The organism is Aureimonas psammosilenae, assembly GCF_009176975.1.
GTDB lineage: Bacteria > Pseudomonadota > Alphaproteobacteria > Rhizobiales > Rhizobiaceae > Plantimonas > Plantimonas psammosilenae.
Window position 1 is genome coordinate 235,034 of the sequence record NZ_WEZG01000002.1, and the last position, 13,651, is coordinate 248,684.

Annotated in this window: 17 protein-coding genes; 8 read left to right on the forward strand and 9 right to left on the reverse strand. The window is 66.2% G+C overall.

What is annotated here, in order from left to right:
- Positions 1 to 47: 47 nt before the first annotated feature.
- The 4 genes from lepB to recO are packed head-to-tail and all read left to right on the forward strand — an operon-like array spanning position 48 to position 3,164.
- Entirely contained in the window at positions 48 to 800 is a 753-nt protein-coding gene (lepB, locus tag F9929_RS04855; protein WP_152045418.1) for a signal peptidase I, read from the forward strand.
- Complete coding sequence (rnc, locus tag F9929_RS04860; RefSeq protein ID WP_152045419.1) at positions 788 to 1,501, forward strand: ribonuclease III; 714 nt, start codon at positions 788 to 790, stop codon at positions 1,499 to 1,501. The genes lepB and rnc overlap by 13 nt, the downstream gene beginning before the upstream one ends.
- A complete protein-coding gene (era, locus tag F9929_RS04865) occupies positions 1,480 to 2,433 on the forward strand; it encodes a GTPase Era (protein ID WP_407922203.1) in 954 nt (317 codons plus the stop codon). The genes rnc and era overlap by 22 nt, the downstream gene beginning before the upstream one ends.
- Positions 2,434 to 2,441: 8 nt before the next feature.
- Positions 2,442 to 3,164 carry a DNA repair protein RecO gene (gene recO, locus F9929_RS04870; protein ID WP_152045421.1) on the forward strand — a complete coding sequence of 241 codons (723 nt, stop codon included), beginning with the start codon at positions 2,442 to 2,444 and terminating at the stop codon, positions 3,162 to 3,164.
- Positions 3,165 to 3,168: 4 nt separating this feature from the next.
- Here recO and F9929_RS04875 read toward each other — a convergent pair whose 3' ends face one another.
- From F9929_RS04875 to ygfZ, 4 genes are all read right to left on the reverse strand, one after another.
- A complete protein-coding gene (locus F9929_RS04875) occupies positions 3,169 to 4,821 on the reverse strand; it encodes a DUF2125 domain-containing protein (protein WP_152045422.1) in 1,653 nt (550 codons plus the stop codon).
- A 90-nt stretch (positions 4,822 to 4,911) separates the two neighbouring features.
- On the reverse strand, positions 4,912 to 5,472 hold the full coding sequence (locus F9929_RS04880) for a tyrosine phosphatase family protein (protein WP_152045423.1): 561 nt from the start codon (positions 5,470 to 5,472) through the stop codon (positions 4,912 to 4,914).
- A gap of 3 nt (positions 5,473 to 5,475) precedes the next feature.
- On the reverse strand, positions 5,476 to 6,066 hold the full coding sequence (locus F9929_RS04885) for a YfbR-like 5'-deoxynucleotidase (protein WP_152045774.1): 591 nt from the start codon (positions 6,064 to 6,066) through the stop codon (positions 5,476 to 5,478).
- A gap of 38 nt (positions 6,067 to 6,104) precedes the next feature.
- Positions 6,105 to 6,956 (reverse strand): CAF17-like 4Fe-4S cluster assembly/insertion protein YgfZ, encoded by an 852-nt coding sequence (gene ygfZ, locus F9929_RS04890; RefSeq protein WP_152045424.1) that lies wholly within the window; start codon positions 6,954 to 6,956, stop codon positions 6,105 to 6,107.
- A gap of 80 nt (positions 6,957 to 7,036) precedes the next feature.
- On the opposite strand from ygfZ, the gene F9929_RS04895 reads away from it, so the two are divergent.
- Positions 7,037 to 8,365: a dihydroorotase gene (locus tag F9929_RS04895; protein ID WP_152045425.1), complete on the forward strand. Its 1,329-nt coding sequence runs from the start codon at positions 7,037 to 7,039 to the stop codon at positions 8,363 to 8,365.
- A 174-nt stretch (positions 8,366 to 8,539) separates the two neighbouring features.
- Here F9929_RS04895 and F9929_RS04900 read toward each other — a convergent pair whose 3' ends face one another.
- The 5 genes from F9929_RS04900 to F9929_RS23905 all read right to left on the reverse strand — a co-directional run bounded on the left by F9929_RS04900 (position 8,540) and on the right by F9929_RS23905 (position 11,080).
- Complete coding sequence (locus tag F9929_RS04900) at positions 8,540 to 9,433, reverse strand: hypothetical protein (RefSeq protein ID WP_152045426.1); 894 nt, start codon at positions 9,431 to 9,433, stop codon at positions 8,540 to 8,542.
- 43 nt (positions 9,434 to 9,476) lie between these two features.
- On the reverse strand, positions 9,477 to 9,737 hold the full coding sequence (locus F9929_RS04905; protein WP_152045427.1) for a hypothetical protein: 261 nt from the start codon (positions 9,735 to 9,737) through the stop codon (positions 9,477 to 9,479).
- A gap of 103 nt (positions 9,738 to 9,840) precedes the next feature.
- Positions 9,841 to 10,278, reverse strand: a complete 438-nt coding sequence (locus F9929_RS04910) for a TIGR02301 family protein (protein ID WP_193227615.1) — start codon at positions 10,276 to 10,278, stop codon at positions 9,841 to 9,843.
- Positions 10,279 to 10,386: 108 nt separating this feature from the next.
- Positions 10,387 to 10,815: an NUDIX hydrolase gene (locus F9929_RS04915; protein ID WP_152045428.1), complete on the reverse strand. Its 429-nt coding sequence runs from the start codon at positions 10,813 to 10,815 to the stop codon at positions 10,387 to 10,389.
- Positions 10,816 to 10,909: 94 nt separating this feature from the next.
- A complete protein-coding gene (locus F9929_RS23905) occupies positions 10,910 to 11,080 on the reverse strand; it encodes a hypothetical protein (protein ID WP_193227616.1) in 171 nt (56 codons plus the stop codon).
- 276 nt (positions 11,081 to 11,356) lie between these two features.
- Here F9929_RS23905 and cysS point away from each other — a divergent pair, with 276 nt between their 5' ends.
- The 3 genes from cysS (at position 11,357) to F9929_RS04930 (ending at position 13,646) form a co-directional block, all read left to right on the forward strand.
- Positions 11,357 to 12,790, forward strand: a complete 1,434-nt coding sequence (gene cysS, locus F9929_RS04920; RefSeq protein WP_152045429.1) for a cysteine--tRNA ligase — start codon at positions 11,357 to 11,359, stop codon at positions 12,788 to 12,790.
- 227 nt (positions 12,791 to 13,017) lie between these two features.
- Positions 13,018 to 13,266 carry a type II toxin-antitoxin system Phd/YefM family antitoxin gene (locus F9929_RS04925; protein WP_152045430.1) on the forward strand — a complete coding sequence of 83 codons (249 nt, stop codon included), beginning with the start codon at positions 13,018 to 13,020 and terminating at the stop codon, positions 13,264 to 13,266.
- Positions 13,263 to 13,646 (forward strand): type II toxin-antitoxin system VapC family toxin, encoded by a 384-nt coding sequence (locus F9929_RS04930; protein WP_152045431.1) that lies wholly within the window; start codon positions 13,263 to 13,265, stop codon positions 13,644 to 13,646. The genes F9929_RS04925 and F9929_RS04930 overlap by 4 nt, the downstream gene beginning before the upstream one ends.
- Positions 13,647 to 13,651 lie beyond the last annotated feature (5 nt).

Consider the following 13,651-nt stretch of genomic DNA (forward strand, 5'->3'; position numbering starts at 1 on the left):
AAGCGAGGCCGCGCGGAGCCCGCGCGAAATTGATCGAAGGACTCTGCATGGTCGACCGGGCCGAGACGAAGACGAGCGGCGGGATCGGCGAAACGATCAAGGTCGTGATCCAGGCCCTTCTGCTGGCCTTGGTGATCCGCACCTTTCTGTTCCAGCCTTTCTCCATCCCCTCCGGCTCCATGATGCCGACCCTCCTTCAGGGCGACTATCTGTTCGTCTCCAAATGGAGCTACGGCTTCTCGAAATACTCGTTTCCCTCGCTGCCCCCTTATGTCGGTTATCTGCCGATCGAAGGGCGCACGCCCGACGGCGTCGTGGCCGATCGGGGCGACGTGATCGTGTTCCGCAAACCGCACGAGGAGGAGACCGACTACATCAAGCGCGTCGTCGGTCTGCCGGGCGACCGCATCCAGGTGCGCAACGGCGTCCTCTTCATCAACGACACGGCCGTTCCGCGCGAGCCGGCGGGCGAGTTCGTCGACGAGAACGGCTCGCGCGTCCAGCAATATCGCGAAACGCTGCCGAACGGCGTCAGCTATCTGACGCTCGACCTGTCCCCGGTCTCGGCCGGCGACAACACGCGCGAATTCCTCGTGCCGCCCGGCCATTACTTCATGATGGGCGACAATCGCGACAACTCGCTCGATAGCCGCTTCGACGTCGGCTACGTGCCGGCCGAAAATCTCGTCGGCAAGGCGCAGATCATCTTCTTCTCGGTCGGCGGCGACAATTCTCCGCTGGAATTCTGGAAGTGGCCGGTGGACCTTCGGGTCGGCCGTTTCTTCACATGGCTAAGCTGAGCGCGGCCGCGCCGCTGGACGAGCTGGAACAGCGGATCGGCTTCCGGGTGAACGACCGGGCGCGCCTGGAGCGCGCCCTGACCCATGCCAGCCACCGCTCGGCGCGGGGCGCGACGAGCTACGAGCGCCTGGAATTCCTCGGCGACCGCGTTCTCGGCCTCGTCATCTCGGAACGGCTCTTCGAGATGTTTCCCAAGGCCAACGAGGGCGAGCTTTCGTTGAAGCTCAACCAGCTCGTCAGCGCGGAGGCCTGCGCCGAGATCGCCGATCTCGTCGGCCTCACCAACTTCATTCGCCATGGCGGCGGCGACTTGAAGCGTATGGCGGCGGAGAACACCCGCAACATCCGCGCCGACGTTGTGGAATCGCTGATCGCCGCCATCTATCTCGGCAACGGCCTCGATGATGCGCGTCGCTTCATCCTGCGTTTCTGGGAAGACAAGCTGAGCGGTGCGGCGACGGCGCGGCGCGACCCCAAGACCGCGCTTCAGGAATGGGTGCATACGCGCTCCACCGTGCCGCCGCGCTACGAGATCGTGGATCGCTCGGGGCCCGATCACGACCCGATCTTCACCGTGCGCACCGTGATCGAAGGCATCGCGCCTGGCGAGGGCCAGGGCCGCTCGCGCCGGCTGGCCGAACAGGACGCCGCGACCGTGGTGCTCGTTCGCGAGAGGATATGGAAGGACGACGAGGCGTGAGCGAGACCGAAAACCCAGGCGGCAGCACCCTGCCGAGCGACACGCATTCGGGCTTCGTGGCGCTTCTGGGCGCACCGAACGCCGGCAAGTCGACGCTCGTCAACCAACTCGTCGGCACCAAGGTTTCCATCGTCACCCACAAGGTGCAGACGACGCGGGCGCTGGTGCGCGGCATCGCCATCGAGAACCGCACGCAGATCGTCTTCGTGGACGCGCCGGGCGTGTTCAAGCCCAAGCGCCGGCTGGACCGCGCCATGGTGCGCACCGCCTGGAGCGGGGCGAAGGACGCCGATATCGTGCTCTTCATCATGGATGCCGAGCGCGGCGTCTCGGAGGACGTGGAATCCATTCTCGGCCGATTGAAGGACGGCGGCGACCGCGTCGTTCTTCTTCTCAATAAGATCGACCGGATCGAGCGCGAGAAGCTCCTGGCTTTGACGCAGGACCTCACCTCGCGCGGGCTGGAGTTCGAGCGCGTCTTCATGATCTCGGCGCTGAACGGCTCGGGCTGCAAGGACTTGCTCAAGTGGCTCGGCGACGCGCTGCCGGAAGGCCCGTGGTACTACCCGGAAGACCAGATCACCGATCTGCCGATCCGCCAGCTCGCCGCCGAGATCACCCGCGAAAAGCTGTTCCTGCGCCTTCATCAGGAACTGCCCTATGCGTCGACGGTGGAAACCGAGCTTTGGAAGCGCCAGCCGGACGGCTCGGTGCGTATCGAGCAGACCATCTATGTCGAGCGCGACAGCCAGAAGAAGATCGTGATCGGCCACAAGGGCGAGACCATCAAGGCGATCGGGCAGGCGGCGCGCATCGAGATCACGGAAGCGGCGGAAGAAAAGGTGCATCTCTTCCTGTTCGTGAAGGTTCGCGAGAACTGGGGCGACGATCCCGATCGTTATCGCGAGATGGGCCTCGATTTCGGCGGATAGGCACCAGCATGGAATGGCGTGAGTCGGCGATCGTGCTCGGGCTTCGCCGCTATGGCGAAACGAGCGTCATCGCCGAACTGATGACGCGCGAGCGCGGACGCCATCTCGGCATCGTGCGGGGCGGGCGCTCGCGCCGGCTCCAACCGGTTCTGCAACCGGGCAACGAGGTGGACGCGGTTTGGCGCGCGCGCATCGACGAACAGCTCGGCACCTATGTCGTGGAGCCGCTGGAGCTTCGAGCCGCGCGGTTGATGGAAAGCGCCGTCGCGCTGCACGGCATCCAACTTCTTGCCGCGCACTTACGCCTTCTGCCCGAGCGCGATCCCCACAAGCGTCTCTATGACGGCGTGAAGCTGATCCTCGACCATTTCGACGATGCGCGAAAGACCGGCGAACTGATCCTGCGCTTCGAGGCGGCGCTTCTGGAGGAACTCGGCTTCGGGCTCGATCTGACGAGTTGCGCGGCGACGGGGGAAACGGACGACCTGATCTATGTGTCGCCGAAATCCGGCCGCGCGGTCGGGCGCGAACCGGGCGAGCCCTGGCGCGACCGTCTTCTGCCGCTGCCGGCCTTCCTGCGCGATGCCGGAACGCGGCCCGAAGGCGACGACATCGCCGATGGCTTCCGCACCATCGGCTATTTCCTGTCACGCCACGTCTGGTCGCCGCGGGCGATCGCCGAGCCGCCGTCGCGCGCCGCGCTGATCGCGGCGATTGCGACGGCCACCTGACGGATCAGGGCTGCGGCGCTTCCTCCGGCAGGGCGTTGTCGTCGGTCGGCGCTTGATCGGTCGGGACATCGCCATCCGGCGCGATGCCCTCATCCGGAACGATATCCTCGTCCGGCCCGTGGCCTTCAGGGTCCTCTCCCGGCGCGACGACCGGGTCCGGCCCCTTCACCTCCACGCCGTTGACCTTCACCGAGCCGTCGGTGGCGACGTTCACCACCCATTGCGTGCGCCCATCCGGCAGCGCCTGGCCGAAGCCCTTGGCGATCGACATGACGCCCACCGCCTGGTTGGCGTCCGGCGACGTGGCCGCCGCCGTCTTCAGCTTCTCGATCGTCGCATCGAAGCCGGTCGCTTCCATCGAGATCGAGGCGGATGGCTTGCCGCTCGTCATCACAAGGCCGCCGCTGAAGGACAGGCCGAGATCGGCACTCTTCAAGCGGCTCGGCGCGATCACCACGGTCGGCGCGGCGGCTTCCAGCGCTTCGCCGGCTTGGCGGCCGAGTTCGTCATAGGGCGTGTCGTCGCGGGTCAGGTCGAAGCCGTCGATCATGATGTCGGCGGGCGTTCGAAGATCGAGCTTTTCGAAGCCGAAATTGAGATCCATCTCCTGCGGGATCAGCGATTTCGCCCAGACTGGCACCATCGGCGACACCACGTCGATGCCCGTGGCGCGCAGCGAAGCCTTGAGGGTGCCGTCCTTCGAGATGCCGGTGGTCGCCAGATCGTAGCTGTAGGGGCCGACGGTGAAGGTGCCGAAGCCGCCTTCGCCCGACATCGTCTCGCCCTTGGCAGAGGACTCCAGCCGCTCCCAGAGCGGCAAGGCCGCTTTCAGCTTCGCCTTCAGGTCAGTCTGGAGAGCGCCGAGCGCGGCGCGGTCCGGTTGTTCGGAAAACAGCACCGGATTGGCGACGAGAAAAGCGTAGAGGTCCGTGATCGCCTTGGAGCGCATCGCTGCGATCCTGGCCACCGTATCGGTTTTGCCGCCATGCACGGTGAAAGGCGTCATGCCCGTCAGCGGGTTGCCTTCGCCGCCGAACTCACGGCGTTCGGAAAAGGCTTCGACCACCTGATTCACGGTCAAATCCACCGCGCCGTCCGCCACCGGCGTGCCGGTGAGGGCGAAGGTGAGCGGTCCGAATTCCGAGGTGCTCTTGCCGAGCGCATCGGTTGTTTCCGAACGGAAGCGCCGTATCGCGCCTTCGCTGGACAGGAAGGCGGCCAAGGCGGTGGACCAGACACCCTTGAAGCGCGAGCCTTCCGCCGCGTAGCTGCCGTTCTGCTTCATCTCCTCCTGATCGATCGCGAAAGTCGCGGACGGATCGGAGTTCGAGAAGACGTTCCAGTTGCCGTCCTCGCGCGGGCTGACCACGGCCTCGAAGGGCCGCAGGTCGAACTTGGTGCCTTCGGGCAGAGTTTTCCGGAGAAGCCCGGCGAAGTCGAGTCGCAGCCGGTAGCCGGCGGGGTCGGGAATGACGGACAGGAGGCCCGTGCCGGCGCCCGCGCTGCCCGCATAGGCGGAAAGCGCCTTCGTCATCTCGTCTGCCTGAGCTTGCGTGCCCGCCGGTGCGGGCTCGGGCGCGTTCGGCTCCGCCCAGGCCGGGGCGAGCGTCGCCGCCGACAGCATCAGCGCCAGAAGAAGACGTCGCGTCGAATGCATCCGCTAACACTCCGATCGGAACTCGTTCGCCGAAGTCCGGCGCCGATGTCATTGGTAGCCAAGCTTGAAGCCGGCGAAAAGGGCGAGGCCCTACGGAGCCGGCTTCACCTCGGGCATACGCGCCTTTTCCGCCTCGTCGAGGGTGAGCGGCAGGACGAAGGGTGTGCCGGCGAAAGCCTCCGCGCCGCGCCCGATGGAGCGGATCGCCTCCACCATGCGCCCGCCGCGCCCGAGCTTCTCGTCGGCGAGCGCGATGAGCCGCGCGTTCGGGGTCGCGGTCGGCGCGCGTCGGCGCAGTTCCTTTGCCAGTTCCCGCTCGTCGAGGTCCGGGTTGATGGCGATGGCGAGGATATAAGCGGAGGCGGTGGAGCGGCTGATGCCGGCGAAGCAGTGGATGGCGAGAGGCGTTTCGCGATCCCACCGGCGGCCGAATTCCAAGAGCCGGTCGAGATGCTCGGCGCCCGGCAGGATCATGCCTTCCGTCGCTTCCACGATGTCGTTGACGCCGATGTAAAGGTGGCGGTCTTCGGCGATGGAGGCCGGGCGCTCCACCGGCGTCCCGACATTGATGATCGTCAGAACGTCGCGCGCACCGTGCTTCTCGACGGTGGCGGCAAGATCGGCGAGCGAGGAAACCACGAGATAGGTCATGCCTTAGACGGTCTTTCGAAGGGAGCCGCGAGCTTCAGCGGCGGTCTGGTCCAGCGCATGGAAGCGCGCGATGAAGGCCGCGCCGATCTCGGATGCGGGTCTTGGCGCGAAATCGAGATGAAGCGTGGAGCCGGCGGGCGGGGCGCCGAAGATCGCTGCTGCTTCCTCGTGCGAGAAGCCGGCAAGGTTCGTCGCCTCGTGAAAGGCGGAAAGCTTGTCGGCCGCCTTGATCGCGCGTTCCAGCGCCTTCGGCAACACCGCGGGAAGGCCGAAGCGCAGGTGCACCGCCGCCTGGAGGCGCTTCTCGACGCTTTTGTAATCGCCGCCCATCACCGCCTTGAAGGGCGAGATCATGTCGCCGATGACATATTCCGGCGCATCGTGAAGAAGCGCGGCGAGACGGGCCAGCGGATCGCTGTCGCGGGCGGCGACGATGGCCTCCACGGCCAGCGAATGCTGCGCCACCGAATAGGCATGGTCGCCGCGCGTCTGGCCGTTCCAGCGTGCGACGCGGGCGAGACCGTGGGCGATGTCCTCGATCTCGATATCCAGCGGTGAAGGGTCGAGAAGGTCGAGCCGGCGGCCGGACAGCATCCGCTGCCAGGCGCGGGGGCGGGAGCCTGCCGTTCGGCTCACGCGTCGTCCTCGGCTCCGGGCGGGGCAAGCGCGGGCAGGGCATAGCCCGCCCATTCGGGAATGGTGAGGTCGAGAAGAGCGCCATCGGCCGAGATCACCGCGCCATCGCTCAGCGCGCCGGCGAGGCGGTCGATCCGCACCATCGCGACGCCTTCGCTGCCGACCGCGGAAAGCACGGTGCCGAGCACTTTGTCGCCGGCCCGGATCTCCGCGCCCGGCGTCAGATGTCCGTCGGCTTCAACCAGCATCAGGCGGCGGCGTGCCGTGCCGCGATGCTGCAGGCGCGACACCACTTCCTGGCCGACATAGCAGCCCTTCTTGAATGAAACGCCGCCGTTCTGGTCGAGAAGCACATCGTGCGGGAAAACGTCGGAAGACGGAAAGTCGCGCTCGGCTTCCACGACGCCCGCGCGGATGCGACGGGTCGCGAAATCCGCTTCCGAGCCTTCCGCGACCCCACTCGGCGCTTCGCCGTAACTGCGAAAAACAGTGTCGCCGGGGAAGCGGCGGTCGATCGCTCCGCCGTTCGGTCGGGCTTCGTCCCAGACCGCGAAGACCTTTTCCTCGGTCGGCCGGATATCGACCTTCGAGCGCAGCTTGTAGAGGGTCAGGCGCTTGGCGAGGTCGCCGCGCGCGCCCGCCGCTACGTCGATCCGATATCCCTCGTCGGTGCGGCCGAGAAGGAAGTCGAAGAGAATCTTGCCCTGCGGCGTCAACAGCGCGGATGGGCGCATCTCGTTCTCGCCCACCGCCTCGACATCGGAGGTCACGAGGTTCTGGAGAAAATCTTGAGCCTCTTCGCCTGAAACGAGAAGCGTCGCGCGGTCGGCGAGAAGTGTCTGTGGCATCTGATCCGTCGCCTCGCTTGCTTTGCCGGCCCGGTCTACGTAATCCCACCGATCATCGGCGACAAGCAAGGAGCGGTCCTGTGGCGCAGAGCTTCGATCTCGTTCTGAAGAACGGCACCGTGGTCAACCATGACGGCGAGGGCCAGCGCGACTTGGGGCTGCGCGACGGTCGCATCGCCTTCATCGGCTCGATCGACGGCTCCCAGGGGGGCGAAGTGGTGGACTGCACCGGCCTTCATATCCTGCCCGGCGTGATCGACAGTCAGGTGCATTTCCGCGAGCCCGGCGCGACGCACAAGGAAGACCTGGAAACGGGCTCGCGCGCCGCCGTGCTCGGCGGGGTGACGAGCGTCTTCGAGATGCCGAACACCAATCCCCTGACGACAAGCGAGGAAGCGCTGGCCGACAAGGTGGCGCGCGGCCGCCACCGCATGCATTGCGACTTCGCCTTCTGGGTCGGCGGCACGCGCGAGAACGCGCCTGATGTCGCCGAACTCGAACGCCTGCCGGGCGCGGCCGGCATCAAGGTGTTCATGGGCTCCTCCACCGGCAGCCTTCTCGTGGAGGACGACGAGGGTGTGGCCTCGATCCTGCGGCGCACGCGCCGCCGCGCCGCCTTCCATTCCGAAGACGAGTTTCGCCTGCGCGAGCGGCTGGGCGAGCGCATTGAAGGCGACCCGTCCTCGCATCCGGTCTGGCGCGACGAGGAAGCGGCCCTGTCCTGCACGCGGCGCCTCGTCGCCATTGCCGAGGAAACCGGGGCGCGCATCCACGTTCTTCACATCTCGACGGCCGAGGAGATCGGCTTCCTGGCCGAGCACAAGCGGCTGGTGACGGCGGAAGCGACGCCCCATCACCTGACGCTGACCGCCGACGACTACGCCCGGCTCGGCACGCTTCTCCAGATGAACCCGCCGGTGCGGGCCAGCCGCCACCGCGACCGCATCTGGGAGGGCATCCAACAGGGCGTCATCGACGTTCTCGGCTCCGACCACGCGCCCCATACGCTGGAAGAAAAGGCCAAGCCGTATCCTGCCTCGCCCTCCGGCATGACCGGCGTTCAGACGCTCGTGCCGGTGATGCTGGACCATGTGGCGAACGGCCGGCTGTCGCTCGCCCGGTTCGTGGACCTGACCTCGGCCGGGCCGCAGCGCATCTTCGGCATCGCCGGCAAGGGGCGCATCGCGGCCGGCTACGACGCCGACTTCACCGTGGTCGACCTGAAGCGCCGTCGCACGATCGAGAATTCCTGGATCGGCTCGCGCTCGCAGTGGACGCCGCACGACGGCCGCGACGTCACGGGTTGGCCGGTCGGCACCGTGGTTCGCGGACGCCGCGTGATGTGGGAAGGGGAGATCACCGCGCCCGCCACCGGCGAGCCGGTGCGCTTTTCCGAAACCGGCGCCTAGAGCCTGTTTGGAAACTCCGAGGTGGAGGGCCGACGAAGAGTTTTTCGGCTTCCGGGCGGAGGCAAACGCAGTCGATGCCGGCGGCATCGGCGAGGATCGCCGACAAATCGGAGCCGGAAAAGAACCGTCGGACCGACCCGGCGGAGTTATCAAATAGGGTCTTAGAAGGCCGGATCAGTCGCCGGCGACGAAGAACTGGAGCTTGCCGTCCGGCGAGATGCCGACGCGGTAGAAGTTGTAGGCGCCGAAGCCCAGCATTTCCTGGTAATCGCCGGCGGTGACGAGCTCGAAAAGCTCCACCTTCTGCTGCTTGGTCAGCTTGTCGATGGCGACGCCCGCGAAATAAGGCCAGACGAAGATCTCGTTATCCGTGCCCGGCTCGTTGCGGGTGTGGCCGGATTGGAGGACTTCGAGGAGGATCGCCATCACCTCCACCCCCTCGCCGTCGCCGGAGATGGATTTGAGGTAGTCGATCGGGTCGCCTTCCACACCGCCGAAGCTGAGCACCGTGCCGTCTTCGCCCGGCTCGATGAACTCGCGCAGCTTGTCGATCTCGCCGGTCTTGGCGATTTCGAGAAGCTTGGCACGCAAGGTTCGAACGGGGGCGGGAAGGTCGGCGTCGCCGTAGAAGACGTCGGCCGGCGGGCCGGCGGGGGCGGTCGGCGTCGCGGCCTGCGAAGCGGCCGGATCGGTGCCTTCCTCACGGTCGCCGGTGGTGTCCGGCGCGGGCTCAGCCGCGTCCGGCGGCGCAGGCGTCTGCGGGGCGGCCGGCGTTTCTGCCGGAGCCGCGGGCGCCGCCGGTGCTGTCGGTGTCGTCGCGGGCGGGGCGGTTTCCTGCGTCGGAGCGGCGGGCGCGGCCTCAGCCGGGCGCGTTTCGTTTTGCGCCTCGCCCGCAGGCGGGATGGGCGGCAGCGACAAGGGCGGCAGGGGCGTCGATATCACCCCGTCCTGGTCCGGCGCCGAGCCGTCCTGCCTGCCGATCTGGGAAAAGGCGTGCGAAGGCAGGCTGGCCGAAAGCAACAGCCCGGCTGCAAGCGAAACTCGAGCGAGCGATCTGATCGCGGTCATGGGGCGAACTCCGTCGCGCCTGCCCGTGAAGGGCAGGGCGGCGTCAATGAAGATTGCGGTCGGGTCGGAACTCGCCGTGCTGAATACGCTCGCGAAGGCCGTCGACCATGGCGATCACGGTGTCCTCGCCATGCAGGCGAACGAGTTCGGTCAAGGCGGTGGAGATGGCGGTCTCGGCCAGAATCTCCGCCTCGATACCGTCCGAAATCCCGTCGGCCCAGGCTTCGCTGTGATATTCGAAGGCGACTTGCTTCTTTTCCGCCTCGATCATCGCATCGAGCTCGACGTTCTGCGGATCGATCATGAGTATTCCTCTCATTCGGCCTTGCGGCTTCATTCAGCGTTAAGCTCCTATCACGAACCGTCGCCCCGCGAGCGGGAGAATGCGACGATCCTTGGTGGAAGCGTTAATTTCCATAGCGGGCTGCGATATCGCGGCTGAGATCCGCCCCTTCCTTCTGGTAGCGGGAGGCCGCGAGCCGCGCGGCAGGGGTGCAGCGGCGATACACGGAGGCGAAGGCCCGGTAGCCGTTGTTGAAGCTGGCGACCAGCGCTTCGCGGTCGGGCGCGGCCGGCGATTGCGCTGTAAGAAGGTCGTTCATCCGCTCGCGCCAAAGGCCCGCCTGCTCGTCGCCGCAAAGGCCGCGCAGGAAATGCACCGAGCCGAGGATGTTCGCCAAACGCGAGAGCGGCTTCATGAAGGGTGCCTCGACCGGCTTCACCGGCGCGGCGGCAACAGCGGGAGCGGCTTCGGTCTTGGCGGAGCCTTGGGCATGCACGTCGCCGCACGCCATCGCGACCGACGCGGCGAGAATGCCCGAGACGAGGATTCGAGACCTGTGCATTGCAGCAAGCTCTCCGCTCCCGTTAAAACAAATGCAAGACCTGTATGGGCCGGGGCCGCGATCTCGGCCTTCCTGCGCCATTCGCGCAACAAGCATCGGCAAAGGCGGTCAGATGCCGAGAAGATGCTCGCGATGAGCGCTTTCCACGATCCGCCGCAAGCCCGACGTCAACCGATCGGCCGCCTCCAACGCCACGAGTTCTTCGACCGCGACGAAGCGAACCGACAGGGCGTCGTCCGCCGCCACCGGCTCTACGCCGGGTCGCAGGGCCTCGCTCGCCCGGTGGACGGCGATCACGACATGCACGTCGTCTTCGATGGCTTCATGCAGGCAGAAAAACGTGAAGCGGTCCACGGCGAGGCCGGTTTCCTCGCGCACTTCCCGCGAAACGGCCGCCGCCAGATGTTCGCCGAACTCGACGCGGCCGCCGGGCAGGCTCAGCTTGCCCTGGAACGGCGCGTTGCGGCGTTCCACGAGAAGGATCTGGCCGGCGCGGAAGATGCAGGCCGACGTGCCGAGGATAGGTGTTCGAGTCATCGCGCCGTGATGTGGCGCGTTTCTCGGCTGGAGCAAGGCGAGGGCGTGCGCGCTGGCCGCCTTGCGCCATGAATGGCGGTCCGTCGTTCGAAGATCAGTCGTAGTGGGCGGCGACGCGGCGCGGCTGCGGCGCGGCCTTCTTCTTGGAGAACGTCTGGTTCGCGCCGGCGATCGCGGCGATGCCGATCTCGCGATACTTCGCAAGTAGATCGACTTCCTTCTCGCGCTGGCTCTTCGATCGGAACTGAATGACGTTCTTCGACATGGTTCTTCTCCCAATTCGCTGCGGCTTCTGCCGCGATGGGTGTAGGAAAGCGGATGATTTAGACAGTTTAGCGGCACGAGGTGAACGCCAGCTAAACATGGATAATTTTATCTTTCACATTCAGGTGTCGTTGCAGCGCCGCCACAAGGAGAAGTTAAACACGGCTAGGTTTCGTTTGTTATTCTTTTGTGAACGATGTTTGCCATCGCCGCGCTTTTTGGTTAGCGGCAGGCGACGGATAAGGCCGCGCCGAAACGGCGCTTCGGAGACCTTGACATGGACGACGGCTTTCGCGGCCTGACCCTGACCAACACGATGACGCGGGCGAAGGAGGCGTTTCACCCGCTCGATTGGCGCGACGCCGGTCTCGCCGAGGCGGATCGGCGCGTGCGGATGTATGTCTGCGGCCCGACGGTCTACGACTTCGCCCATATCGGCAATGCGCGGCCGGTGATCGTCTTCGACGTTCTGTTCCGCCTGCTTCGCCATCTCTACGGTGAGGCGGCGGTGACCTATGTCCGCAACATTACGGACGTGGACGACAAGATCAACGCGCGGGCCGTGCGCGATTTTCCGGGCCTGCCGCTGAACGAGGCGATCGCCCGCGTCACCGGCCCGACCGCCGAGCGCTTCGGCCGGGACGCGGCGGCGCTCGGCTGCCTTTCCCCGACGGTGGAGCCCCGCGCCACCGCCTTCGTGATCCCGCGCGGCGACGGCTCGCCGGACATGGTCTCTATGATCCAAACGCTGATCGCGCGCGGCCACGCCTACGAGGCGGCCGGCGAGGTCCTGTTCGATGTCGGCTCCATGCCGGAATACGGCGCCCTGTCGCGCCGCCGTCTGGAGGATCAGCAGGCCGGCGCGCGCGTCGCGGTGGAAGCCCACAAGCGCAACCCCGCCGATTTCGTGCTGTGGAAGCTGTCCGACGAGAACGAGCCCGGCTGGGACAGCCCCTGGGGGCGCGGCCGACCCGGCTGGCACATCGAATGCTCGGTGATGTCGGAAGCCTATCTCGGCCCCGTCTTCGACATCCACGGCGGCGGGCTCGACCTGATCTTCCCGCACCACGAGAACGAGATCGCCCAGTCGCGCTGCGCCCATGGCACGCATTCCATGGCCGAGATCTGGCTGCACAACGGTTTCGTGCAGGTGGAAGGGCGCAAGATGTCGAAGTCGGAAGGCAACTTCGTCACCATCCACGACCTTCTGGAAACGGATGCCTTCGGCGGCCGGCGCTGGCCGGGCGCGGTGCTGCGCCTCGCCATGCTGATGACGCATTACCGCGAGCCGATCGACTTCTCGGTGAAGCGCTTGGAAGAGGCCGAAGAACTCCTGACCGGATGGCGTCGCGCCACGGAGGGCGCGGGCGACGGGCGGCCCAGCGAGGCCTTCGTCGCTGCGCTCAGCGACGATCTGGCGAGCTCCGCCGCCATCGCCGAGCTTCACGCCCTTCGCCGCAGCGATCCGGCCGCCTTGAAGGCGAGTGCCGCGCTGATCGGGCTCGACCTTTCCCCGGTTCGCGTCGAACTGGCGCTGTCGCCGGGTGAGATCGAAGCGCGGATCGCGGACAGGCTGGAAAAGCTGAAGGCGAAAGACTTCGCCGCAGCGGACGCGATCCGCACTGAACTCACCGAAAAGGGCATCCAGCTCAAGGACGGCAAGGACCCGGCCAGCGGCGAGCGGGTGACGACCTGGGAGGCTAAGGTTTGAGCGGCGGCATTGTGAAGGTGAACCAAGCGGACTAAGTTCGGTGGACTAAGAGTGCCTAACAATACCTCCGGGCGGAGGATGGCTGGAGGATTTTCGTTGTCCCGCGAGGCGCCAAACGCAGTCGATGCCGGCGGCATCGGCGAGGATTGGCAACGAAGCGGGCGACGAAAAGACCCGGCCAGCCGACCCCGCGAGGTTTTGTTAGGCGCTCTAAATCGAGGATACCCATGCGCACGGTGAACATGCACGAAGCCAAGACGCATCTGTCGCGTCTGGTGGATCAAGCCTCCAAGGGCGAACCCTTCGTGATCGCGCGGGCCGGCAAGCCCTTGGTGAAGGTCGTGCCCGTCGAGGAGGCCGCCCCGGCGGAGAAGCCGCCGCGCATCGGCTTCATGGTCGGGCAGTTTTCCGTGCCGGACGACTTCGACACGATGTATGCCGACGAAATCCGCCAGATGTTCGAAGGCGAGCTTTGAAGCTTCTTCTCGACACTCACATCCTGATCTGGGCGGCGGAAGGGAGCCGTCTGCCCAAGACGGTCATCACCGCGATGGAGGATACGGACAACGAACTCTTCTTCAGCGTCGTCAGCATCTGGGAGTTCGTCATCAAGACGTCGCTCGGACGCGAAGGGATCAAAGGGGAAGGCGCGCTCTTGAGAGATGGCCTCCTCGCCAGCGGTTATCGCGAGCTTGAGGTCACCGCCGCCCACGTCCTTGGCGTTCGCGACCTGCCGCCCATTCACGGCGATCCGTTCGACCGCCTGCTTCTGGCGCAGTCGCGCGTCGAGGGGCTGATCTTCCTGACGGCGGACGCCACCATCGCCCGCTATCCGTCGAATGTCATGAAAGTCTGATTTCT

What these genes read in the sequence shown, in the direction of transcription:
- lepB (WP_152045418.1), top strand. Translation starts at nt 48, where the DNA reads ATGGTCGACCGGGCCGAGACGAAGACGAGCGGCGGGATCGGCGAAACG.
- rnc (WP_152045419.1), top strand. Translation starts at nt 788, where the DNA reads ATGGCTAAGCTGAGCGCGGCCGCGCCGCTGGACGAGCTGGAACAGCGG.
- era (WP_407922203.1), top strand. Translation starts at nt 1,480, where the DNA reads ATGGAAGGACGACGAGGCGTGAGCGAGACCGAAAACCCAGGCGGCAGC.
- recO (WP_152045421.1), top strand. Translation starts at nt 2,442, where the DNA reads ATGGAATGGCGTGAGTCGGCGATCGTGCTCGGGCTTCGCCGCTATGGC.
- F9929_RS04875 (WP_152045422.1), bottom strand. Translation starts at nt 4,821, where the DNA reads ATGCATTCGACGCGACGTCTTCTTCTGGCGCTGATGCTGTCGGCGGCG.
- F9929_RS04880 (WP_152045423.1), bottom strand. Translation starts at nt 5,472, where the DNA reads ATGACCTATCTCGTGGTTTCCTCGCTCGCCGATCTTGCCGCCACCGTC.
- F9929_RS04885 (WP_152045774.1), bottom strand. Translation starts at nt 6,066, where the DNA reads ATGCTGTCCGGCCGCCGGCTCGACCTTCTCGACCCTTCACCGCTGGAT.
- ygfZ (WP_152045424.1), bottom strand. Translation starts at nt 6,956, where the DNA reads ATGCCACAGACACTTCTCGCCGACCGCGCGACGCTTCTCGTTTCAGGC.
- F9929_RS04900 (WP_152045426.1), bottom strand. Translation starts at nt 9,433, where the DNA reads ATGACCGCGATCAGATCGCTCGCTCGAGTTTCGCTTGCAGCCGGGCTG.
- F9929_RS04905 (WP_152045427.1), bottom strand. Translation starts at nt 9,737, where the DNA reads ATGATCGATCCGCAGAACGTCGAGCTCGATGCGATGATCGAGGCGGAA.
- F9929_RS04910 (WP_193227615.1), bottom strand. Translation starts at nt 10,278, where the DNA reads ATGCACAGGTCTCGAATCCTCGTCTCGGGCATTCTCGCCGCGTCGGTC.
- F9929_RS04915 (WP_152045428.1), bottom strand. Translation starts at nt 10,815, where the DNA reads ATGACTCGAACACCTATCCTCGGCACGTCGGCCTGCATCTTCCGCGCC.
- F9929_RS23905 (WP_193227616.1), bottom strand. Translation starts at nt 11,080, where the DNA reads ATGTCGAAGAACGTCATTCAGTTCCGATCGAAGAGCCAGCGCGAGAAG.
- cysS (WP_152045429.1), top strand. Translation starts at nt 11,357, where the DNA reads ATGGACGACGGCTTTCGCGGCCTGACCCTGACCAACACGATGACGCGG.
- F9929_RS04925 (WP_152045430.1), top strand. Translation starts at nt 13,018, where the DNA reads ATGCGCACGGTGAACATGCACGAAGCCAAGACGCATCTGTCGCGTCTG.